We start from the raw sequence: 21,918 nt of genomic DNA on the forward strand, positions 1-21,918 counted from the left end.
TCGCACAAAAGTGCGATTATCGGATTGTCTGAACCCCGCCAGGCTCCTTAATCTGAGCTCATCGCAGCGACGCATCGGCCCGCTGCTCACCGACCGACTCGTCCTGACCAGGAGTCTCCAATGGCAGCAATCCTCTCGCTTCACGAGGCTGTGAAGCAGTTCATCCAGGATGGCGACACCATCGCCCTCGAAGGCTTCACCCACCTGATCCCGACCGCCGCCGGTCACGAGATCATCCGCCAGGGCAAGCGCGACCTCACACTGGTACGCATGACCCCGGACCTGATCTACGACCAGCTGATCGGTGCAGGTTGTGCGCGCAAGCTGATCTTCTCCTGGGGTGGCAACCCCGGTGTCGGCTCGCTGCACCGCCTGCGTGACGCGGTGGAAAAACAGTGGCCGCAGCCCCTGGAGATCGAAGAGCACAGCCACGCAGACCTTGCCAACGCCTATGTGGCCGGCGCTTCGGGCCTGCCGTTCGCGGTGCTGCGCGCCTATGCAGGTTCCGACCTGCCCAAGGTCAACCCGCTGATCAAGAGCGTTACCTGCCCGTTCACCGGCGAGGTGCTCGCCGCGGTACCGTCGGTACGCCCGGACGTGACCGTGATCCACGCGCAAAAGGCCGACCGCAAGGGCAACGTGCTGCTGTGGGGCATCCTTGGCGTGCAGAAGGAAGCCGCCCTGGCCGCCAAGCGCTGCATCGTCACCGTCGAAGAGATCGTCGATGACCTGAACGCCCCGATGAACGCCTGCGTGCTGCCGACCTGGGCCCTGAGCGCGGTGTGCCTGGTGCCAGGCGGCGCCCACCCGTCCTACGCCCATGGCTACTACGAGCGTGACAACCGCTTCTACCAGGCCTGGGACCCGATCGCCCGCAACCGCGAGTCGTTCACTGCCTGGATCGATACCTACATCCGTGGCACCGCCGATTTCAACGAATTCCAGGCCAAGCTGGCCAGCACCGCGGAGGCCGCGCAATGAGCTACTCCACTTCCGAAATGATGACAGTCGCCGCCGCCCGCCGGCTGCGCAACGGTGCCGTGTGTTTCGTCGGCATCGGCCTGCCGTCCAAGGCTGCCAACCTGGCGCGCCTTACCTCGTCGCCCGATGTGGTGCTGATCTACGAGTCCGGCCCGATCGGCGCCAAGCCGAGCGTGCTGCCGCTGTCGATCGGTGACGGCGAGCTGGCCGAGACCGCCGACACCGTGGTGCCCACCGGTGAAATCTTCCGCTACTGGCTGCAGGGCGGGCGCATCGACGTGGGCTTTCTGGGCGCTGCCCAGGTAGACCGCTTCGGCAACATCAACACCACCGTGGTGGGCGATTACTTCGCGCCCAAGACCCGCCTGCCGGGTGCCGGTGGCGCGCCGGAAATCGCCGGTTCCGCCAAGCAGGTGCTGATCATCCTCAAGCAGTCGCCGCGTGCTTTCGTCGACAAGCTCGACTTCATCACCTCGGTCGGCCATGGCGAAGGCGGCGATTCGCGCAAGCGCCTCGGCCTGCCCGGTGAAGGCCCGGTGGGCATCATCACCGACCTGTGCATCATGGAGCCGGAAGCCGGCACCCATGAGTTTGTGGTGACGTCGATCCACCCGGGGGTGACCCGTGAGCAAATCGTAGCTGCCACCGGCTGGGCAATCCGCTTTGCCGACGATGTGCAGCAAACCACGGCCCCGAGCGAGGTGGAGCTGACCGCCCTGCGCGACCTCGAAGCCCGCACCGCCGCCGCCCACGGGCAAGTGGCAGGAGAAGCCTGATGCGCGACGTATTCATCTGCGATGCCATCCGCACCCCCATCGGCCGCTTTGGCGGCGCCTTGGCCGGCGTGCGGGCCGACGACCTGGCCGCGGTGCCGCTCAAGGCGTTGATCGCGCGTAACCCGGGCGTGCAGTGGGAGCAGCTGGACGAGGTATTCTTCGGCTGCGCCAACCAGGCCGGTGAAGACAACCGCAACGTCGCGCGCATGGCCCTGCTGCTGGCCGGCCTGCCCGAGAGCATCCCCGGTGTGACCCTCAACCGCCTGTGCGCTTCGGGCATGGACGCTATCGGCACCGCGTTCCGCGCCATTGCCAGCGGCGAGATGGAGCTGGCGATTGCCGGCGGCGTCGAGTCGATGTCCCGCGCACCGTTTGTCATGGGCAAGGCCGAGAGCGGTTACTCGCGCAACATGAAGCTTGAGGACACCACCATTGGCTGGCGTTTCATCAACCCGCTGATGAAGAACCAGTACGGCGTCGACTCGATGCCCGAGACCGCAGACAACGTGGCCGACGACTATAAAGTGTCGCGCGCCGACCAGGACGCCTTCGCCGTGCGCAGCCAGCAGAAGGCCGCAGCAGCCCAAGCGGCGGGCTTCTTCGCCGAAGAGATCGTGCCGGTGCGCATCGCCCACAAGAAGGGCGAGACCGTGGTCGAACAGGACGAACACCTGCGCCCGGACACCACCCTGGAGGCGCTGGCCAAGCTCAAACCGGTCAACGGCCCGGACAAGACCGTCACCGCCGGCAACGCCTCGGGCGTCAACGACGGCGCCGCTGCGTTGATTCTGGCCTCGGCAGAGGCGGTGAAAAAGCACGGCTTGACCCCGCGTGCCCGGGTACTGGGCATGGCCAGTGCCGGTGTGGCGCCACGGGTGATGGGCATCGGCCCGGTGCCTGCGGTGCGCAAGCTGACCGAGCGCCTGGGCGTGGCGGTAGGCGATTTTGATGTGATCGAGCTCAACGAAGCCTTCGCCAGCCAGGGCCTGGCGGTGCTGCGTGAGCTGGGTGTGGCCGATGATGCGCCGCAGGTGAACCCCAACGGCGGTGCCATCGCCCTTGGCCACCCGCTGGGCATGAGCGGCGCGCGGTTGGTGCTGACGGCGCTGCACCAGCTGGAGAAAACTGGCGGGCGTAAAGGCCTGGCGACCATGTGCGTGGGCGTTGGGCAGGGCTTGGCATTGGCCATCGAGCGGGTTTGACCTGTACCTGTCTATCGCGGGGCAAGCCCGCTCCCACGCCTGTCACCCGTGGGAGCGGGCTTGCCCCGCGATAGGCCATCAGCCAAGACACAAGGCTAATGGCCAGCCCCCCAAGCGGAACGAGTGTGTTACTAGGTATGTCTAGACTTACCCAGGACCCTCCAGGAGCAAACCCACCATGACTTCCAGCTATTACACCGGCGAAGAACGCAGCAAACGCATCTTCGCCATCGTCGGTGCCTCATCGGGCAACCTGGTGGAATGGTTCGACTTCTACGTCTACGCCTTCTGCGCCATTTATTTTGCCCCGGCGTTCTTCCCCTCCGACGACCCCACCGTGCAGTTGCTCAACACCGCCGGTGTATTCGCCGCAGGCTTTTTGATGCGCCCGATCGGCGGCTGGATCTTCGGCCGCCTGGCCGACCGCCACGGGCGCAAGAACTCGCTGATGATCTCGGTGCTGATGATGTGTTTCGGCTCGCTGATGATCGCCTGCCTGCCGACTTACTCAAGCATCGGCACCCTGGCCCCGGCACTGCTGTTGCTGGCGCGGCTGATCCAGGGCCTGTCGGTGGGCGGTGAGTACGGCACCACCGCCACCTACATGAGCGAGGTGGCCCTGCGCGGCCAGCGCGGCTTCTTTGCCTCGTTCCAGTATGTGACCCTGATTGGCGGCCAGTTGCTGGCGGTGCTGGTGGTGGTGATCCTGCAGCAGTTGCTGACCGAAGACGAACTGCGCGCCTGGGGCTGGCGCATCCCGTTCGTGGTCGGCGCCATTGCTGCGTTGATCTCGCTGATGCTGCGCCGTTCGCTGCACGAGACCAGTAGCGCCGAAACCCGCAAGGACAAGGACGCCGGCACCATCAAGGGGCTGTTCCGCAACCACACCGCAGCCTTCATCACCGTGCTCGGCTACACCGCCGGCGGTTCGCTGATTTTCTACACCTTCACTACCTACATGCAGAAGTACCTGGTGAACACCGCCGGCATGAACGCCAAGAGCGCCAGTTTCGTGATGACCGGGGCGCTGTTCCTGTTCATGATTTTGCAGCCGGTGTTCGGCATGCTCTCCGACCGCATTGGCCGGCGTAACTCGATGCTGCTGTTCGGCGCCCTGGGTACGCTGTTCACCGTGCCGCTGCTGATGGCGCTGAAAACCGTGACCAGCCCGTTCATGGCCTTCGTGCTGGTGAGCCTGGCGCTGTGCATCGTCAGTTTCTACACCTCGATCAGCGGCCTGGTGAAGGCCGAGATGTTCCCGCCGCAGGTGCGTGCGCTGGGCGTGGGCCTGGCCTACGCGGTGGCCAACGCCGCCTTTGGCGGTTCGGCCGAGTACGTGGCCCTGGGCCTGAAGACCCTGGGCATGGAGAACACCTTCTACTGGTACGTGACGGCGATGATGGCGATTGCCTTCCTGTTCAGCCTGCGCCTGCCGAAACAGGCCGAGTACCTGCACCATGACCATTAAGGAAGTTGCATGAGCAACCAACTGTTCGACGCCTACTTCACAGCGCCCGCCATGCGCGAGGTGTTCTGCGACCGCGGCCGGCTGCAGGGCATGCTCGACTTCGAAGCGGCCCTGGCCCGCGCCGAGGCCGCTGCCGGGCTGGTACCGCATAGCGCGGTGGCGGCCATCGAGGCGGCCTGCAAGGCCGATCGTTATGACGCCGGCGCCCTGGCCCAGTCCATCGCCACGGCCGGCAACTCGGCGATCCCGCTGGTCAAGGCGCTGGGCAAGGTGATCGCCAGCGGTGTGCCGGAGGCCGAGCGCTACGTGCACCTGGGCGCCACCAGCCAGGACGCCATGGACACCGGGCTGGTGCTGCAACTGCGCGATGCCCTGGGGCTGATCGAAGGTGCCCTCGGCGAGCTGGCCGACAGCCTGGCCCGCCAGGCCCTGCAGCATGCCGACACGCCAATGGTGGGGCGCACCTGGTTGCAGCATGCAACGCCGGTGACCCTGGGCATGAAGCTGGCCGGTGTGCTCGGCGCGCTGACCCGCCACCGCGAACGCCTGAAAGAGCTGCGCCCACGCTTGCTGGTGCTGCAGTTCGGCGGTGCTTCCGGCAGCCTGGCGGCGCTGGGCAGCAAGGCGCTGCCGGTGGCCGAGGCGTTGGCCGAACAACTCAAGCTGAGCCTGCCCGAGCAGCCTTGGCACACCCAGCGTGACCGCCTGGTGGAATTCGCCTCGGTGCTGGGCATGATCGCCGGCAGCCTGGGCAAGTTCGGCCGTGATGTCAGCCTGCTGATGCAGACCGAAGCCGCTGAGCTGTTCGAGCCGTCGGCGCCGGGCAAGGGCGGTTCCTCGACCATGCCGCACAAGCGCAACCCGGTGGGCGCGGCGGTGCTGATCGGCGCCGCTACCCGTGTACCGGGGCTGGTGTCGACGCTGTTTGCCGCCATGCCCCAGGAGCACGAACGCAGCTTGGGCCTGTGGCACGCCGAGTGGGAAACCCTGCCGGAGATCTGCTGCCTGGTGTCCGGTGCGCTGCACCAGGCGCAACTGATCGCCGACGGCATGCAGGTGGATGCCGAACGCATACGTCGCAACCTCGACCTGACCCAGGGCCTGGTACTGGCAGAAGCTGTGAGCATCGTGCTGGCCCAGCGCCTGGGCCGCGATCGCGCCCACCATTTGCTCGAGCAATGCTGCCAGCGCGCGGTGGCCGAACAACGCCACCTGCGCGCGGTGCTGGGCGACGAGCCGCAGGTTAGCGCCGAACTGAGCGGCGAAGAACTCGACCGCCTGCTCGACCCTGCCCATTACCTCGGCCAGGCCCGCGTCTGGGTGGCGCGCGCCGTGGCTGAACATCAACGTTTCACTGCCTGAAGGAGACCGCTGTGGCGCACTTGCAACTGGCCGATGGCGTACTGAACTACCAACTCGATGGCCCGGCCGATGCACCCGTGCTGGTGCTGTCCAACTCCCTGGGCACCGACCTGGGCATGTGGGATGCGCAAGTCCCGGCCTGGAGCGAGCATTTTCGTGTATTGCGCTACGACACCCGTGGCCATGGCGCCTCGCTGGTCACCGATGGCCCGTACCGCATCGAACAGCTGGGCCAGGACGTGCTGGCGCTGCTCGATGCACTGGATATCGAACACGCGCACTTTGTCGGCCTGTCCATGGGCGGCCTGATCGGCCAATGGCTGGGCATCAATGCCGGCCACCGCCTGCACAGCCTGACCCTGTGCAACACCGCCGCCAAGATTGCCAACGACGAGGTGTGGAACACCCGCATCGACACCGTGCTCAAGGGCGGCCAGCAGGCCATGGCGGATTTGCGCGATGCCTCCATCGCGCGCTGGTTTACCCCGGCCTTTGCCCAGGCCCAACCCGCCGAGGCCCAGCGCATCTGCCAGATGCTGGCGCGAACCCGCCCTGAAGGCTACGCCGCCAACTGCGCGGCGGTGCGTGATGCAGACTACCGCGAGCAGCTGGCAAGCATCCAGGTGCCGACGCTGATCGTTGCCGGTACCGCGGATGTGGTCACCACCCCAGAGCATGGCCGCTTCATGCAAAGCCGCATCATCAATGCGACCTATGCCGAATTCCCGGCGGCGCACCTGTCCAACGTCGAAATCGGTGCGGCCTTCACCAGCCGTGTGCTCGACTTTTTGCTGGCCCGCTGAGGAACCTGCCATGGATGAGAAACAACGTTACGACGCTGGCATGCAGGTACGCCGCGCGGTGCTCGGCGATGCCCACGTGGACCGCAGCCTGGAAAAACTCAACGATTTCAACGGTGAGTTCCAGGAGATGATCACCCGCCACGCCTGGGGTGATATCTGGACCCGCCCGGGCCTGCCGCGGCACACCCGCAGCCTGATCACCATCGCCATGCTGATCGGCATGAACCGCAATGACGAACTCAAGCTGCACCTGCGTGCAGCGGCCAACAACGGAGTGACCCGTGACGAGATCAAGGAAGTGCTGATGCAGAGCGCGATCTATTGCGGCATTCCGGCGGCCAATGCCACCTTCCACCTGGCCGAGTCGGTGTGGGATGAGCTGGGGGTTGAGTCGCGTCAGTAACCGGCTGCCCGATTCACCTGTAGCCGGCTTGCCGGCGATGAGGCCAGTACAGGCAATGCAGTTGCCAGCCTGGGCCCTATCGCCGGCAAGCCGGCTCCTGCAGGGGTTATGCGTTGGCCTTGCGCTCGCGCAGCATCACCGGCCCGGCATTGGCCTCCACGGCCTTTTTCAGCTCGCCGCACAGCCCCAGCATGAACGCCAGCTCCGCCACCACGAACAGCGGCCCGACGATCAGCCCGCTGACATCGTCGACGAAGGCCGGCTTGCGCCCTTCGTACCAGTGGCCGACGAACTGGATGATCCAGCCCACCACGAATGCCCCCAGCCCGGCGCTCAGCCACAGCCCGGTGCCTTGCACCGCCAGCGCCTGCCCGGCCCACAGGCACAGGCCCAGCAGCAGCCCCATGACCAGCCCGAAGCGGGTGTCCAGGCGCAGGTAGAACCACACCGACCAGCCCGCCACCAGCAGCGCCGGCGACAGCCAGATACCCGCCACTTCCCAGCCGGGGCGTGACAGCAGGATGCTCACCGCCAGTACGATCAGCGGAATACCGACAAAATGCGTGGCGATGTTGCGTGGGTCGCGGTGGTAGGCGGCGTATTGACTCAGGTGTTCGACGAGGTTTTTCATTGTTGTTCCTCCATCAGGGGTAGGCCCAGCTTGCCCCGTTCATTCGTTGCGGTCTGTCGCCTGGGCGACAGAGTGCGTAAGCGAGGTGCCATGCTCGACCTGCGTCCCCAACTGCTGCACGGCCAGTGGTTCCGGCAATTGCCCGATGCGGTTCAGGATAGCCTGCTGGCTTTGGCCCGGGTGCGCGAGCTGGCGGCCGGGCAGTGCCTGTTCCAGCGCGGTGATGCGCCCTGCGGGTTGTATGCGGTGCTTGAGGGGGCGATGCGCGTGGGCGCGGTCAGCAGCGAAGGCAAGGAGGCGTTGCTGACGTTGGTGGAGGCGCCGCACTGGTTCGGCGAGATCAGCCTGTTCGATGGCCAGCCGCGCACCCATGATGCCTTCGCCGAGGGCCCGACGCGGTTGGTGTGGATACCCCAGGCGGCGCTGCTGCAGTGGCTGGAGCAACAGCCGCAATACTGGCGCGAGCTGGCCCTGTTGATGAGCCACAAGCTGCGCTGGGTGTTCGTTGCCCTGGAGCAGCAAAGCCTGCTGGCCGCAGCACCCCGGGTGGCGCACCGGTTGTTGCAGATCGCCGAAGGCTATGGCGAGCGCGATGTCGCCCAGTGGCGCTTGCAGCTGTCGCAAGAGCAGTTGGCGCTGATGCTGTCGCTGTCGCGCCAGACCATCAACCAGATCTTGAAGAACCTCGAGCAGGCCGGCGTGGTGCGCCTGGGCTATGGCGAGGTGGAGATTGTCGATGCGCAGCGATTGCGGGCGCTGGCGCAGCATCCAGGCTGACCAGGGTGTCGATCATCGCCCGCGCTGCCGGGGACAATCGGTAGCCGCTGCGGCTGACGATGCCGCAACGCACGCTCAGCACCTCCAGCCCCGGCGGCAGGTTGCGCCAGTGCAGGCGCACCAGCTGGCCTGCGGCCAGGTCTTCGGCCACCGCTTCTTCGCTGGCGCTGCCGATGGCGTCGCTGGCCAGTACCACGCTGCGCAGCACGGCCAGGTGTTCGGTTTGCAGGTGCGGGGTGAAGTCGCTGCGCCCGCTGAGGTTGGCCAGGCGCTTGCGCACGCCGGGGGCGAGCTGGGCGCAGGCCAGCGGGTAGCTGAACAGGTCGTTGGTCGACAGGCTGTCCTTGGCCAGCAGCGGGTGGCCGGGGCGGCAGAAGAACAGCCCCGGGCGCGGGTTGAGAGGCTCGGTGTGGAAGTTCGGGTCGGCCTCGAACGGGCGGATGTCGTCGACGAAAAATTCAATTTGCTCGCGGCGCAGGGCCTGGCCCAGTTGCTCGGCGTTGTCCACCCGTAGCGCGGTGCGGATGCCGGGGTGGCTGGCGATGAAGCGTTGCAGGGCTTCGGGCACCAGGCGCACGGCCAGTGCCGGGCCGCTGCCGAAGTGCAGTTCGCCGGCGTCGAGCTTGGTCATCTGCAGCACTTCGTTGTTCAACTGGGCGGCGCCTTGTACCAGGCGGCGGGCGTGTTGCAGCACCACCTGGCCTTCGGGGGTGGGCGGCAGGGCTTTATTGCCTCGATCAACGAGGGTGCAGCCAAAGGCTTGTTCCAGGTTCTGGATGGCGCGGCTGAAGGCCGGCTGGGTGATGCCCATGGCTTCGGCGGCGCGGACGAAACTGCGGTATTCGGTGAGGGCGATGAAGTAACGCAGTTGGCGCAGGTCCATGCTCGGGCTCTGGTGCGGGGGCAGGGCTCGGTTTTAGCTTTTGTTACATATAGCGTCAAAGAATGTTATTTGATTTATATATTCCATTTTGGATTATGCCGCTGCTCTCTCTGCAGGAGCCGGCAAGCCGGCTCCTACAGGTACGGACAGGCCTGAAGCGCATGAGGTCCCTGTGGGAGCGGGCTTGCCCGCGAAGAGGCCGGGCCTGCTAGAGCAGGTTCAGCGGATAACTCACGATCACCCGGTTCTCGTCGAACGCATTGGTGCTGAAGTCCCGGCGCATGGTCGAGTTGCGCCATTTCAGCGACAGGTCCTTGAAAGTCCCCGACTGCACCACGTAGGCAAGTTCGGTCTCCCGCGCCCATTCCTTGCCGTCATTCACCGCGCTGGTGTGCACGTTGTCGCCCTTGATGTAGCGGTTCATCAGGGTCAGCCCGGGAATGCCGACAGTGACGAAGTTGAAATCGTGGCGAACTTGCCAGGAGCGTTCCTTGGCGTTGTCGAAGCTGGCGTTGTAGCTGTCGTTGGCCAGGGTGCCGCCGCTGGTGCCGTTGACCCGCATCCAGGCGTTATCGCCGCTGACCTTCTGCAAGCCCACGTAGAAGGTGTGGCCCTGGTAGCGCGCCGAGAGCATCGCCGAGGCGGTGCGGTTGTCCAGCTCGCCTGCGCGTTCGCTGCCGTCTTCCTTGCCGATGAAATAGCCAAGGTTGGCGCCCAGGGTCCAGTCGCCGAGCGGCTGGCTGTGCACAAGGTTGAGGTACTGCTGGCGGTAGATGTCTTTGAGTTGCGCATCCCACAGGCCGACCATGGTGCGCTTGTCGTTGAAGGTGTACTCGCCGCCGGCGAAGTTGAAGCGGTCTGAGGTGATACCGGCGCGGCCCTGCATGAACATGTCTTCCATGCTGGCGTCGTTGCGCGGGCTGTTGCCGCGGAACTGGCCGGCATACACGGTCAGGCCGTCGATCTCTTTGGAGGTGAGCTGGCCACCACGGAAGGTCTGCGGCAGCGAGCGGCCATCGTCCGAGCGCAGGATGGGCAGCACCGGCATCCATTCGCCGATTTTCAGTTCGGTTTGCGACAGGCGCGTCTTGAAGGCCACGCCCAGGCGGCCGAAGTCGTCGGCCGGGCGGCCGTCGTCGTGCACCGGCAGCAGGTGGGTGCCGGCCGTGCCTTTGCCGCCGTCGAGCTTGATCGAGTACAGGCCCAGTACATCCACGCCAAAGCCGACGGTGCCTTGGGTGAAGCCGGAGCGGGCGTCGAGGATGAAGCTTTGGGTCCACTCTTCGGCCTTGCCCTGGGGGTTGGCCGGGTCGACGAAGTTGCGGTTGATGTAGAAGTTGCGCAGGTTGACGCTGGCCTTGGCGTCCTCGAAGAAACCGCTTTCGGCGGCCAGGGCGGGCAGGGCGCAGGACATGGCCAACAGGCCGGGCAGCAGTTGGCGTGCGGGGTGCAAAGTGCTCATGGGTGCGGACTCTTGTTTTTATTGGGCGAGCCGGTGCGCTGCGGGTGCGGGCCGCAGGGGCAGGGCGCTTTTTGTGAGAACTTGTGCAACGTTGCGTGGGCGATGGTGCGGGGCAGGGCGGGGGCGAGGCAATTCGTCGCAAGCGGAATGGGGCGATTATCGAACGTAATGTTCGAGGTAGTTAGTTTTGTACTGCCTGGGGAGGCCTCTTCGCGGGCAAGCCCGCTCCCACAGGATTGCGGTGTACCTGTGGGAGCGGGCTTGCCCGCGAAGAGGCTTGGCCTGCGGTACAAAAAAGCCCACCGCTAGGGTGGGCTCGATGTTACCGGCGCTGCGGTCAGCCTTGCGGGGCTTGCACCGACGCCTGCTGCTGGGTCTGCTCGTACCAGCCGCCGCCGAGGGCCTTGTACAGGTTGACCTCGCTGACCAGCTGCGACAGGCGGTCGCTGATCAGCGACTGCTGGGCGCTGAACAGGTTGCGCTGGGCGTCGAGGAAGGTCAGGTTGCTGTCGATACCGATGCGGTAGCGGCGCTCGGCCAGGCGGTAGTAGTCCTGGTTGGCGGCCACCAGGTCGCGCTGGGCCTGCAACTGCTCTTCGAACGTCTTGCGTGCGGCCAGGCCATCGGCGACTTCCTGGAAGGCGGTCTGGATGGTCTTTTCGTACTTGGCGACGTTGATGTCCTTCTGGATTTTCGAGTAATCCAGGCTGGCCTTCAGGCTGCCGGCGTTGAAGATCGGCAGGTTGATCTGCGGCTGGAACAGCCAGGTGCCCGAACCGCCCTTGAACAGCCCGCCCATGGTCGGGCTCAAGGTGCCGGCATTGGCGGTCAGGCTGATGCTCGGGAAGAACGCTGCGCGGGCGGCGCCGATGTTGGCGTTGGCGGCCTTGAGCAGGTGCTCGGCTTCCTGGATGTCCGGGCGGCGTTGCAGCAGCTCGGACGGCAGGCCCGCCGGCACTTCTGCCAGTTGGTCGGCGTCGAGCTTGAGCGGTGCCGGCAGGTTGCCGACGCCGGTACCCACCAGCACGGTCAGGCTGTTCAGGTCCTGGGCGACCAGGCGCTGGTACTGCGACAGCTTGACCCGCGCGCCTTCTACGGCAGTGCGGGCCTGGCTCAGGTCCAGGGCCGACGCTACGCCCACCTCGTTGCTGCGGCGGGTGAGGTTGTAGCTTTCTTCGTAGGTCTTCAGCGTGTCTTCGGTCAGCTTCAGCAGCGCCTGGTCGGCCTGCCAGGTGTAGTAGGCGTTGGCCACGCTGGCCACCAGGCTGATTTGCGTGGAGCGACGCGCCTGCTCGCTGGACAGGTAGGTTTCCAGGGCTTGCTGGGTGAGGCTGCGCACCCGGCCGAACAGGTCCAGCTCATAGGCGCTGACGCCCAGGGTGGCCGAGTACTGGCTGGTGATGTTGGCTTCGCCGGTTTGCGACAGGTCGGCCGGCACCCGCTGGCGGCTGCCGCTGCCGGTGGCCGAAACCGCCGGGTACAGGTCGGCGCGCTGGATGCGGTACTGGGCGCGGTAGGCGTCGATGTTCAACGCTGCCACGCGCAGGTCGCGGTTGTTCTCCAGCGAGCTCTGGATCAGCTGCTGCAGCGCCGGGTCGTGGAAGAACTGGCGCCAGCCCTGCTCGGCGGCGGCGACGTTGGCCGACTCGGTCGGCGAGTACGCAGGGCCCTGCGGCCACTGCGCAGCCACCGGCGCTTCGGGCGCCTGGTAGTCGGGGATTAGCGAGCAACCGCCGAGAATGAAGGCGGTAACCGCCAGGGACAACAAAGACTTGGTCATTGCCCAGCCTCATAACGTGGAGTTTCAGGAGTTTCTTTCGGTTCGTGCTCTTTGCTGCCGAACAGCGACGACACGGCGACGAAGAACAGCGGTACCCAGAAGATGGCAAGTACGGTGGCGCTGATCATGCCGCCGATCACGCCGGTACCGATGGCGTGCTGGCTACCGGCACCGGCGCCGTTGGCGATGGTCAACGGTACCACGCCGAGGATGAACGCCAGGGAGGTCATGATGATCGGGCGCAGACGCATGCGGCAGGCCTCGATGGCCGCGTCGTACAGGCTGCGGCCCTGTTCGTGCAGCTCTTTGGCGAACTCGACGATCAGGATGGCGTTTTTCGCCGCCAGACCGATGGTGGTGAGCAAGCCGACCAGGAAGTACACGTCGTTGGACAGCCCGCGCAGGCTGGTGGCGAGCAGTGCACCGATGATACCCAGCGGTACTACCAGCACGACCGCGATCGGGATCGACCAGCTTTCGTACAGCGCTGCCAGGCACAGGAACACGAACAGTACCGAGAGGGCGAACAGCGCCGGCATTTGCGAGCCGGAGAGTTTTTCCTCGTAGGACATGCCGGTCCAGGAGTAGCCGATGCCCGCAGGCAGTTCGCCGACGATACGCTCGACCTCGGCCATGGCTTCACCGGTACTGTAGCCCGGGGCTGGCGCACCGAGGATTTCCATTGCCTCGACGCCGTTGTAGCGCGAAAGCTTTGGCGAGCCGTAAGTCCATTCACCCTTGGCGAACGAGGAGAACGGCACCATTTCGCCGACGCCATTACGCACGTACCACTTCTGCAGGTCTTCGGGGCTCATCCGCGAGTTGGGCTGCCCCTGGATGTACACCTTCTTGACCCGGCCACGGTCGATGAAGTCGTTGACGTAGCTGGCACCCAGGGCGATCGACAGGGTGTTGTTGATGTCGGCGATGGTCACGCCCAGGGCGCTGGCACGTTCGTCATCGATGGTCAGCTGGTACTGCGGCTCGTCGTTCAGGCCGTTCGGGCGCACGGCGCTGAGGATCTTGCTTTGCGCGGCCAGCCCGAGGAACTGGTTGCGCGCCTCCATCAGTTTGGCGTGGCCGACACCGCCGCGGTCCTGCAGGAACACGTCGAAGCCGGTGGCGTTACCCAGCTCCAGTACCGCAGGCGGGGCGAAGGCGAACACCATGGCGTCGCGGAAGGTGAAGAAGTGCTGCTGGGCGCGCTGCGCCAGGGCGAACACGCTGTTCTCCTTGGAGCGCTCACCCCACGGCTTGAGCATGATGAAGGCCATGCCCGAGCTCTGGCCGCGGCCGGCGAAGTTGAAGCCGTTGACGGTGAACACCGAGGCCACGGTGTCGGACTCTTCCTTGAGCAGATACTCGCGCATCTGGTCGACCACCACCTGGGTGCGCTCGGCACTGGAACCGGCCGGGGTCTGTACCTGGGCGAACAGTACGCCCTGGTCTTCTTCAGGCAGGAACGCAGTGGGAATGCGGGCGAACAGCCAGATCATGCCGACCACGATCAGCGCGTAGGCCAGCAGGAACGGCACCTTGTTGCGCAAGATGGCGCCGACGCTGCGCTCGTAACCTTGCACGCCTTTGTCGAAGTTGCGGTTGAACCAGCCGAAGAAGCCGCCCTTGGCCACATGGTGCTCGCCCTTTTTCAACGGCTTGAGCATGGTGGCGCACAGCGCCGGGGTGAAGATCAGCGCGACCAGTACCGACAGGCCCATGGCCGAGACGATGGTGATCGAGAACTGGCGGTAGATCACACCGGTGGAGCCGCCGAAGAAGGCCATCGGCAGCAATACTGCCGAAAGCACCAGGGCGATACCTACCAGGGCTCCCTGGATCTGGCCCATGGAGCGCTTGGTGGCCTCCTTGGGCGGTAGCCCCTCCTCGGACATCACCCGCTCGACGTTCTCCACCACGACGATGGCATCGTCCACCAGCAAGCCGATTGCCAGCACCATGGCGAACATGGTCAGGGTGTTGATGCTGAAGCCGGCGGCGGCAAGGATGCCGAAGGTACCCAGCAACACCACCGGTACGGTCATGGTGGTGATGATGGTGGCGCGGAAGTTCTGCAGGAACAGGTACATCACCAGGAACACCAGTACCACGGCCTCGATCAGGGTGTGGATTACCCCGCTGATCGACTCGGTGACCACTGGGGTGGTGTCATACGGGAATACCGCTTTCACCCCTGGCGGGAAGAAGGGTTCCAGGTCGCTGATGGTCTTGCGCAGGGCCTTGGCGGTGTCCAGGGCGTTGGCGCCGGTGGCCAGTTTTACCGCAAGGCCGGAGGCCGGCTTGCCGTTGAACTGGGCGCTGACAGAGTAGTTTTCGCCACCCAGGCCGACCTGGGCAACGTCACCCAGGCGCACCTGGGAGCCGTCGCTGTTGACCTTGAGCAGGATCTTCTGGAACTGCTCGGCGGTTTGCAGGCGGGTCTTGCCGATGATGGTGGCGTTGAGCTGGGTGCCGGGCATGGCAGGCAGGCCGCCGAGCTGGCCGGAGGATACCTGCACGTTCTGCGCGGCCACGGCGGTTTTTACGTCTACCGGGGTCAGCTGGAACTTGTTGAGCTTGGCCGGATCCAGCCAGATACGCATGGCGTACTGGGCACCGAACACCTGGAAGTCACCCACGCCCGCGGTACGCGAGATCGGGTCCTGCATGTTGGAGACGATGTAGTTGGCCAGGTCGTCCTTGGTCATGCTGCCGTCTTCGGACACCAGGCCGATCACCAGCAGGAAGTTCTTCACGGCCTTGGTAACGCGGATACCCTGCTGCTGCACTTCTTGCGGCAGCAGCGGGGTGGCCAGGTTGAGCTTGTTCTGCACCTGCACCTGGGCGGTGTCGGCGTTGGTACCCTGCTCGAAGGTGGCGGTGATGGTCATGCTGCCGTCGGAGTTGCTCTCGGACGACACGTAACGCAGGTTGTCGATACCGTTGAGCTGCTGCTCGATGACCTGCACCACGGTGTCCTGCACGGTTTGCGCCGAGGCGCCCGGGTAGGTCACGGCGATGGCGATGGCCGGCGGCGCGATGCTGGGGTACTGGTTGATCGGCAGCTTCAGGATCGACAAGGCGCCGACCAGCATGATCACCAGTGCGATCACCCAGGCGAAGATCGGGCGATCGATAAAGAACTTCGACATGGTTTACTCCGCTTTGGCGTCTGCTTTCGCTGCGCTGGCCTGATCAGGGCTGCCCGGCTTCTTGACGTTGGTGGCTTCGCTGACCTTGACCTCGGCGCCCGGGCGCACGTACTGCAGGCCTTCGGTGATCAGGCGGTCACCCGGGTTCAGGCCTTCCTCGATCAGCCAGTCGCTGCCCAGGGTACGGCTGGCCTTGAGCTGGCGCAGTTCGACCTTGTTATCCTTGTTGACCACCAGGGCGGTCGGCGCGCCTTTGAGGTCGCGGGTAACGCCCTGTTGCGGGGCCAGGATGGCGTTGGCGTTGACACCGGCTTTCAGGCGGGCGTGGACGAACATGCCTGGCAGCAGGGTGTGGTCGGGGTTGGGGAAGATCGCGCGCAGGGTGACGGAACCGGTGGTTTCGTCCACCGCCACTTCGGAGAACTCCAGGCGGCCCTGTTGCTTGAACAGGCTGCCGTCTTCCAGCACCAGTTGCACTTGCGCTGCGTTGTCGCCAGCCTTTTGCAGTTGGCCGCTTTCCAGGTCACGGCGCAGCTTGAGCAATTCTGCGGTGGACTGGGTGACGTCGACGTAGATCGGGTCGAGCTGCTGGATGGTGGCCATGGCGTTGGTCTGGCCGTTGCTCACCAGGGCACCCTCGGTGAACGAAGAACGGCCGATGCGGCCGCTGATCGGGGCCAGCACCTTGGTGTAGCGCAGGTCGATCTGCGCGCTCTTGAGCGAAGCTTCGGCTTGCAATCGTTTGGCGTTGGCATCGTCGTACTCCTGCTTGGAGACGGCTTGCTCGTCGATCAGTTGCTTGTAGCGCTCGGCCAGCGAACGGGTTGCCTGCAGGTTGGCCTGGGCGTTGGCCAGCGTTGCCTCGTAGACGGCCGGGTCGATCTGGTAGAGCTGCTGCCCTTCCTTGACCTCGGTGCCCTCTTTGAACAGGCGCTTGAGAATGATGCCGTTGACCTGCGGGCGAACCTCGGCCACGCGGTAGGCGGTGGTGCGCCCCGGCAGTTCCGAGGTCAGGGTGAAGGCTTGCGGTTGCAGGGTGACGACGCCGACCTGAGGAGCCTGCGCTGCAGGCGGGGCTTCTTCTTTCTTACAGCCGCTGAGCAGAGTTGCCAGGGCGACGGCGGAAACCAGAGCGGTAACAGCTGGCTTGAATTGCATGAGGATCCTCGGGTCGCTGGAGCGGGGGAGCTCAAGAATATAGTGGAAGTGTTTGGTCAGAAGAATGCTATCGAGTGGATAAATAGCTTGCTAAGGAATATACTTACATTCATGGTTGTTTGTAAATACCGCAGGCGGGTTCGGGAAGACCGCCTCCTAGTAATCAATTGTTACCGGGAGATGCCCTGAAAGAGGCGTCCCCGGCCTGAAATCCGCCCGCCCGGCATGAGCGTCGGGCGGCCTGATGAGGTTGTGCTGCCATGGTCCGTCGAACCAAAGAAGAAGCCCAGGAAACCCGCGCCCAGATCATCGAGGCTGCGGAAAGGGCCTTCTATAAACGTGGGGTTGCGCGCACCACCCTGGCCGATATCGCCGAGCTCGCGGGGGTGACTCGCGGTGCGATCTACTGGCACTTCAGCAACAAGGCTGACCTGGTGCAGGCGCTGCTCGACAGCCTGCACGAAACCCATGACCATCTGGCGCGGGCCAGTGAAAGCGAAGACGAGCTGGACCCGCTCGGCTGCATGCGCAAGCTGCTGCTGCAAGTGTTCAACGAGCTGGTGCTCGACGCCCGGACCCGGCGTATCAATGAAATCCTGCATCACAAGTGCGAGTTCACCGATGACATGTGTGAGATTCGCCAGCAGCGCCAAAGCGCTGTGCTGGATTGCCACGAGGGCATCGCCCTGGCCCTGACCAACGCGGTGCGCCGCGAACAGTTGCCGGCAGACCTCGACTGCGAGCGGGCCGCGGTGGCGATGTTCGCCTACGTCGACGGCCTGATCGGGCGCTGGTTGCTGCTGCCGGACAGTTTCGATTTGCTGCGCGATGCCGAGAAGTGGGTCGACACCGGGCTGGATATGCTGCGCTTGAGCCCCGGGCTGCGCAAATGACACTTTGTGAAGGATTGTGAGGAAGTGTTGCCCACTGTCTATTAAGCGGGGATTAACAACCTCTGTACCGGCCTCATCGCCGGCAAGCCGGCTGCTACAGGTACGGCACGAGCCTGAAGCTCATGCAATCCATGTGGGAAGCGGCCTTGTGTCGCGATTGGGCTGCAGGGCAGCCCCAGGATCTCGACCTCATGAATAATCGCCGGGGCTGCTGTGCAGCCCAATCGCGACACAAGGCCGCTTCCCACGATCACGGGCACCTGCGAAAGGCTCCCTCAATTCTCAGCGCCCGCGCAATTGCCTGTCTGGCAACGCCAGCGCCGCCAGCAACCCCAGCACCGCCACCCCGGCGCTGCCCAGCAGCAGGTGCCTGAAGGTCTCCAGCAAGCGTGCCTGGGTCACAAGGTCTGCTTCGCCGGCTTTGAGGCTGCCCAGCAACGGGTTGCCGACCATCTCGAACCCGCCCATCTGCAGAAACGCCAGCAGCAGGCTGGACATGCACGCCACCCCCATTGCCCCGCCCAGCGAGCGGAACAGGTTGGTGGTGCTGGTGGCCACGCCGATATCCTTCGCTTGCACCGCGCTTTGGGTGCCCACCAGCGAGGTGGGGAACTGCAGCCCGCAGGCAATGCCGGTCAGCAGCATGAACAGCGCACTGAGCAGCCCCGCTTGCGGTGGTGTCAGGGCCATGGCTGCGATGGCCAGCGGCATCAGCACGGCGCCTGCAAGTATCTGCGGTTTGTAGCGCCCGGTGCGGCTGGTCATGCGCCCGCCGGTGAAGGCGCCCAAGGGCAGGCCCATGGCCAGCGGCAGCAGGTGCAGCGCCGCGCTGTCGGCGCCGGCACCAGTGATGCCCTGGTAGCGCAGCGGCATCAGCATGGTCAGCGAGATGGACTGAAAGCTTGCAAAGAAGATCACGCACCAGCACAGCACCGCCACCCGGTTGCCGAACAGGCTCATGGGCAGCAGCGGCTCGTGGCAACGGCGCTCGTGGGCGACGAACACCAGCAGCCCGAGCAGCGCACAACCCATCAATAGCAGCACCGGCTGCGACAGCCAGGCGTGCCCCTGGCCCACCAGCGTGATGCCCAGCAGCAGGCTGCCCAGGCCGATGATCATCAGCACCGCGCCGAGGTAATCCACCTGCGCCTGGCGCCGGCTCACCGCCAGCCCGTCCAGCGCCCGGTGGATCACCCAAAGCGCCACCAGCCCCAGCGGCAGGTTGATCCAGAACACCCAGCGCCACGACAGATACTCGGTCAACCAGCCACCCAGTACCGGCCCGGCGACGCTGGCCAGGGCATACATACTGCTGAAGTAGCCCTGATAGCGGCCGCGTTCGCGCGGTGGCACGAAGTCGCCGATGATCGCCTGGCTGACCGACACCATGCCGCCGGCACCGATGCCCTGCAGCACCCGCGCCAGCACCAGTTGCGGCATGTCCTGGGCCAGGGCGCAGGCCACCGAGGCCAGGGTGAACAGCGCGGTGCCGGTGAGGATCATGCGCCGACGCCCGTACAGGTCGCCCAGCTTGCCGTAGATCGGCACGGCGATGGTCATGGCCACCATGTAGCCGGAAATGACCCAGGCCAGCAGGCCGAAATCGTTGAACTGGGCGGAGATGGCCGGCATCGACACGGCGACGATGGTCTGGTCGAGGGCGCCGAGGAAGATCGCCAGCATCAGGGCGGTCAGGACGCTGCGCAGGACGGTGGGGGGCAGGGCGGCGGTCACGGGGTACCTTCTTGGTCGTAATCGCGAGGCATGCCCTGCGATCAACTGGTTTGCAATGGGCGGATTGTAACCTGAGTTAGGTAGCTTCCTATGTACTATGTGCATCGCCTATGCAAGATCGGCATTAGCACATTCACCATTAGCTGCATGGCCGCGTGATATCGTGCGAAGGCTGCAGAGGCTGAAACCCGTGGCCTGCACCAGCTTGGTGCAACAATTTGCCGCAGGGTTTCGCGTCGCTGTATGTCCACACCTTTTATTCCTCTACCTGCATGTCGAGCATGACCGCCCAAATGGCGACGGTTGTAACACTCAGGTGGACCCGATACAGGGGTCGGTTGTCAGCCGTTCAACATTTCTTATTACAAGCGGAGTGATCATGCCCAAGGCTTCCCACCACGATCTTCGTTTTGCCTTCCGCGAGCTGCTTGCCTCAGGTTCGTGCTATCACACCGCGTCGGTGTTCGACCCCATGTCCGCGCGCATCGCCTCGGACCTGGGCTTTGAAGTCGGTATTCTCGGCGGCTCGGTCGCCTCGTTGCAGGTGCTGGCCGCCCCCGATTTTGCGCTGATCACCCTCAGCGAATTCGTCGAGCAGGCCACCCGCATCGGCCGGGTTGCCCAACTGCCGGTGCTGGCCGATGCCGACCATGGCTACGGCAACGCGCTGAACGTGATGCGCACGGTGATCGAGCTGGAGCGCGCCGGCGTGGCTGCGCTGACCATCGAAGATACCCTGCTGCCGGCCCAGTTCGGCCGCAAGTCCACCGACCTGATTTCGGTTGAAGAAGGCGTGGGCAAGATCCGCGCTGCGCTCGAAGCCCGGGTCGACTCGGCCCTGGCCATCATCGCCCGGACCAACGCCGGGGTGCTGAGCACCGAAGAGATCATCGTGCGCACCCAGAGCTACCAGAAGGCCGGTGCCGACGGTATCTGCATGGTGGGGGTGAAGGACTTCGAGCAGTTGGAGCAGATTGCCGAACACCTGAGCGTACCGCTGATGCTGGTCACCTACGCCAACCCCAACCTGCGCGACGACGAGCGCCTGGCGCGCCTGGGCGTGCGTATCGTGGTCGATGGCCACGCCGCGTACTTTGCCGCGATCAAGGCTACCTACGACTGCCTGCGCCTGCAGCGCGGCCAGCAGAACAAGTCGGAAAACCTCAGCGCCACCGAGCTCTCGCACACCTACACCCAGCCGGAGGATTACATCCGCTGGGCCAAGGAATACATGAGCGTCGAGGAGTAACCGCGCAGGTTACCTGACGGCGCTCAAGGTGGCGGTGTGGGGCACGCAGTGCTCCTGCGCGCAACTGGCGGCGCTGTTGGGCTGGCTGCGCAGCAGTTCGACCCGCCAGCAGGCCGAGCCATACAGGCCGGCGACGGCGACAAGGGCGAAGACAAGGGCGCAACGCCTGGACTTGATGCTCATGGTGCGGACCTCCTGTTGCTGCAACAGGTGATACGTTCAAGCATAGGCCCGTCTGACAGAACTGCACGGGCCTCATCGCCGGCTACACCACCAACCCCCGATCCCACTCCGGCTCCCCGGCAAACCGTTCTGCGAGAAAATCCACCATGCTGCGCAAGGTCGCCGGCATGTGTTTGCGCGAGGTGTAAACGGCGTTCAGCATCAGTTCCCTGGGTTTGGCTTCGGGCAGCAGGTGCACCAGGTCACCGTCGCGAATGGCCGGCGCTGCCTGGTAGCTGGGCAGCATGGCGATACCCACGCCGGCCAGCGCCGCCTTTTGCAGGGTCAGGGCCTCGTTGGCGCTGAGGTTGCCCTGCACCGGCACCGCAAGCTCAACCCCATTCACTTCGAAGTGCCACAGGCTGTGGCCGAAGTAGGCGTGGGTCAGGCAGTTGTGCAGGCTCAGCTCCTCTACCCGCTGCGGCGTGCCATGTTCATTCAGATAAGCAGGGCTTGCGCAGATCACCGAGCGGCACACGCACAGGCGCCGGGCGATCAGGTTGGGGTCGACGTCGTTGCTGGTGCGAATGGCCAGGTCGATGCGCTCGTCCACCAGGTTGACGGTGCGGTCGAGCATCTGCAGCTCCACCTTCACCCCCGGGTAGCGCTTCACATAAGCGGCCAGTGCATCCACCAACTGGGCCTGGCCAAACGAGGTGCTGACGCTGATGCGCAGCTCGCCGCGCGGGGCGTCGTCGGGTTGGCGCACGGCCTCCTGCAGGTCGCCGGCCAGCTCCAGCATCTGCCGGCAGCGCGGTAGCGTCTCACTGCCTGCGGCGGTTAGGCTGAGCTTACGCGTGGTGCGTTGCATCAGGCGCGCACCCACCCACTCCTCAAGCTCCGCCAGGTAGCGCGAGACCACGGGCCTGGAAAGCTCCAGATGGTCAGCGGCGGCAGACTGGCTGCCCAGGTCTACGACGGTGACGAACACGCGCATGGCGTTGAGACGGTCCATTATTTGCCCGATTTCAGAAACAAACTATGT

General features: G+C 64.9%; 19 protein-coding genes. 10 read left to right on the top strand and 9 right to left on the bottom strand.

The genetic code is table 11. The annotated features are described in order from the left end of the window. Positions 1-120 precede the first annotated feature (120 nt). The 7 genes from KSS93_RS08515 to pcaC all read left to right on the top strand — a co-directional run bounded on the left by KSS93_RS08515 (position 121) and on the right by pcaC (position 6,995). Complete coding sequence (locus tag KSS93_RS08515) at positions 121-981, top strand: CoA transferase subunit A (protein WP_217887906.1); 861 nt, start codon at positions 121-123, stop codon at positions 979-981. After that, positions 978-1,757, top strand: a complete 780-nt coding sequence (locus KSS93_RS08520; protein WP_217887907.1) for a CoA-transferase subunit beta — start codon at positions 978-980, stop codon at positions 1,755-1,757. The genes KSS93_RS08515 and KSS93_RS08520 overlap by 4 nt, the downstream gene beginning before the upstream one ends. After that, positions 1,754-2,959, top strand: coding sequence for a 3-oxoadipyl-CoA thiolase (pcaF, locus tag KSS93_RS08525; RefSeq protein ID WP_217888702.1), 1,206 nt, complete (start codon positions 1,754-1,756; stop codon positions 2,957-2,959). The genes KSS93_RS08520 and pcaF overlap by 4 nt, the downstream gene beginning before the upstream one ends. 178 nt (positions 2,960-3,137) lie before the next feature. Then, positions 3,138-4,427, top strand: coding sequence for an MFS family transporter (locus tag KSS93_RS08530; protein ID WP_217887908.1), 1,290 nt, complete (start codon positions 3,138-3,140; stop codon positions 4,425-4,427). Positions 4,428-4,436: 9 nt separating this feature from the next. Then, on the top strand, positions 4,437-5,789 hold the full coding sequence (locus tag KSS93_RS08535; RefSeq protein ID WP_217887909.1) for a 3-carboxy-cis,cis-muconate cycloisomerase: 1,353 nt from the start codon (positions 4,437-4,439) through the stop codon (positions 5,787-5,789). Between the two features lie 11 nt (positions 5,790-5,800). After that, positions 5,801-6,592, top strand: a complete 792-nt coding sequence (pcaD, locus tag KSS93_RS08540; RefSeq protein WP_217887910.1) for a 3-oxoadipate enol-lactonase — start codon at positions 5,801-5,803, stop codon at positions 6,590-6,592. Positions 6,593-6,602: 10 nt separating this feature from the next. Further along, positions 6,603-6,995, top strand: coding sequence for a 4-carboxymuconolactone decarboxylase (gene pcaC / locus KSS93_RS08545; RefSeq protein ID WP_010952489.1), 393 nt, complete (start codon positions 6,603-6,605; stop codon positions 6,993-6,995). Positions 6,996-7,101: 106 nt separating this feature from the next. On the opposite strand, the gene KSS93_RS08550 is transcribed toward pcaC, so the two are convergent. Further along, complete coding sequence (locus KSS93_RS08550) at positions 7,102-7,626, bottom strand: Mpo1 family 2-hydroxy fatty acid dioxygenase (RefSeq protein ID WP_217887911.1); 525 nt, start codon at positions 7,624-7,626, stop codon at positions 7,102-7,104. A 90-nt stretch (positions 7,627-7,716) separates the two neighbouring features. Between KSS93_RS08550 and KSS93_RS08555 the strand changes: the two genes are divergently transcribed. Further along, positions 7,717-8,403, top strand: a complete 687-nt coding sequence (locus KSS93_RS08555) for a Crp/Fnr family transcriptional regulator (RefSeq protein WP_217887912.1) — start codon at positions 7,717-7,719, stop codon at positions 8,401-8,403. Here the strand turns inward: KSS93_RS08555 and KSS93_RS08560 are convergent. The 5 genes from KSS93_RS08560 to ttgA all read right to left on the bottom strand — a co-directional run bounded on the left by KSS93_RS08560 (position 8,291) and on the right by ttgA (position 16,835). Continuing rightward, positions 8,291-9,286, bottom strand: coding sequence for a LysR family transcriptional regulator (locus KSS93_RS08560; protein WP_217887913.1), 996 nt, complete (start codon positions 9,284-9,286; stop codon positions 8,291-8,293). The two genes, KSS93_RS08555 and KSS93_RS08560, sit on opposite strands and share 113 nt — an antisense overlap. Before the next feature lie 208 nt (positions 9,287-9,494). Beyond that, positions 9,495-10,748 carry an OprD family porin gene (locus KSS93_RS08565; protein WP_217887914.1) on the bottom strand — a complete coding sequence of 418 codons (1,254 nt, stop codon included), beginning with the start codon at positions 10,746-10,748 and terminating at the stop codon, positions 9,495-9,497. 337 nt (positions 10,749-11,085) lie between these two features. Then, a complete protein-coding gene (locus KSS93_RS08570; protein ID WP_217887915.1) occupies positions 11,086-12,528 on the bottom strand; it encodes an AdeC/AdeK/OprM family multidrug efflux complex outer membrane factor in 1,443 nt (480 codons plus the stop codon). Beyond that, positions 12,525-15,677, bottom strand: a complete 3,153-nt coding sequence (gene ttgB, locus KSS93_RS08575; RefSeq protein WP_217887916.1) for a multidrug efflux RND transporter permease subunit TtgB — start codon at positions 15,675-15,677, stop codon at positions 12,525-12,527. The genes KSS93_RS08570 and ttgB overlap by 4 nt, the downstream gene beginning before the upstream one ends. Positions 15,678-15,680: 3 nt before the next feature. Then, on the bottom strand, positions 15,681-16,835 hold the full coding sequence (gene ttgA / locus KSS93_RS08580; RefSeq protein ID WP_217841995.1) for an efflux RND transporter periplasmic adaptor subunit: 1,155 nt from the start codon (positions 16,833-16,835) through the stop codon (positions 15,681-15,683). 260 nt (positions 16,836-17,095) lie between these two features. On the opposite strand from ttgA, the gene ttgR reads away from it, so the two are divergent. Further along, positions 17,096-17,728: a TetR family transcriptional regulator gene (gene ttgR / locus KSS93_RS08585; protein WP_217841996.1), complete on the top strand. Its 633-nt coding sequence runs from the start codon at positions 17,096-17,098 to the stop codon at positions 17,726-17,728. 282 nt (positions 17,729-18,010) lie between these two features. Here the strand turns inward: ttgR and KSS93_RS08590 are convergent, their stop codons facing one another. Further along, positions 18,011-19,462, bottom strand: coding sequence for an MDR family MFS transporter (locus tag KSS93_RS08590; RefSeq protein ID WP_217887917.1), 1,452 nt, complete (start codon positions 19,460-19,462; stop codon positions 18,011-18,013). Positions 19,463-19,841: 379 nt separating this feature from the next. On the opposite strand from KSS93_RS08590, the gene KSS93_RS08595 reads away from it, so the two are divergent. Then, positions 19,842-20,711 carry an isocitrate lyase/PEP mutase family protein gene (locus KSS93_RS08595; RefSeq protein ID WP_217841998.1) on the top strand — a complete coding sequence of 290 codons (870 nt, stop codon included), beginning with the start codon at positions 19,842-19,844 and terminating at the stop codon, positions 20,709-20,711. 9 nt (positions 20,712-20,720) lie between these two features. On the opposite strand, the gene KSS93_RS08600 is transcribed toward KSS93_RS08595, so the two are convergent. Both KSS93_RS08600 and KSS93_RS08605 read right to left on the bottom strand, forming a co-directional pair. Continuing rightward, positions 20,721-20,894 (bottom strand): hypothetical protein, encoded by a 174-nt coding sequence (locus tag KSS93_RS08600; protein WP_217841999.1) that lies wholly within the window; start codon positions 20,892-20,894, stop codon positions 20,721-20,723. Between the two features lie 82 nt (positions 20,895-20,976). Continuing rightward, positions 20,977-21,888, bottom strand: a complete 912-nt coding sequence (locus KSS93_RS08605) for a LysR family transcriptional regulator (protein WP_217887918.1) — start codon at positions 21,886-21,888, stop codon at positions 20,977-20,979. Positions 21,889-21,918 lie beyond the last annotated feature (30 nt).

This window comes from Pseudomonas xanthosomatis (assembly GCF_019139835.1).
Classification (GTDB): domain Bacteria; phylum Pseudomonadota; class Gammaproteobacteria; order Pseudomonadales; family Pseudomonadaceae; genus Aquipseudomonas; species Aquipseudomonas fakonensis.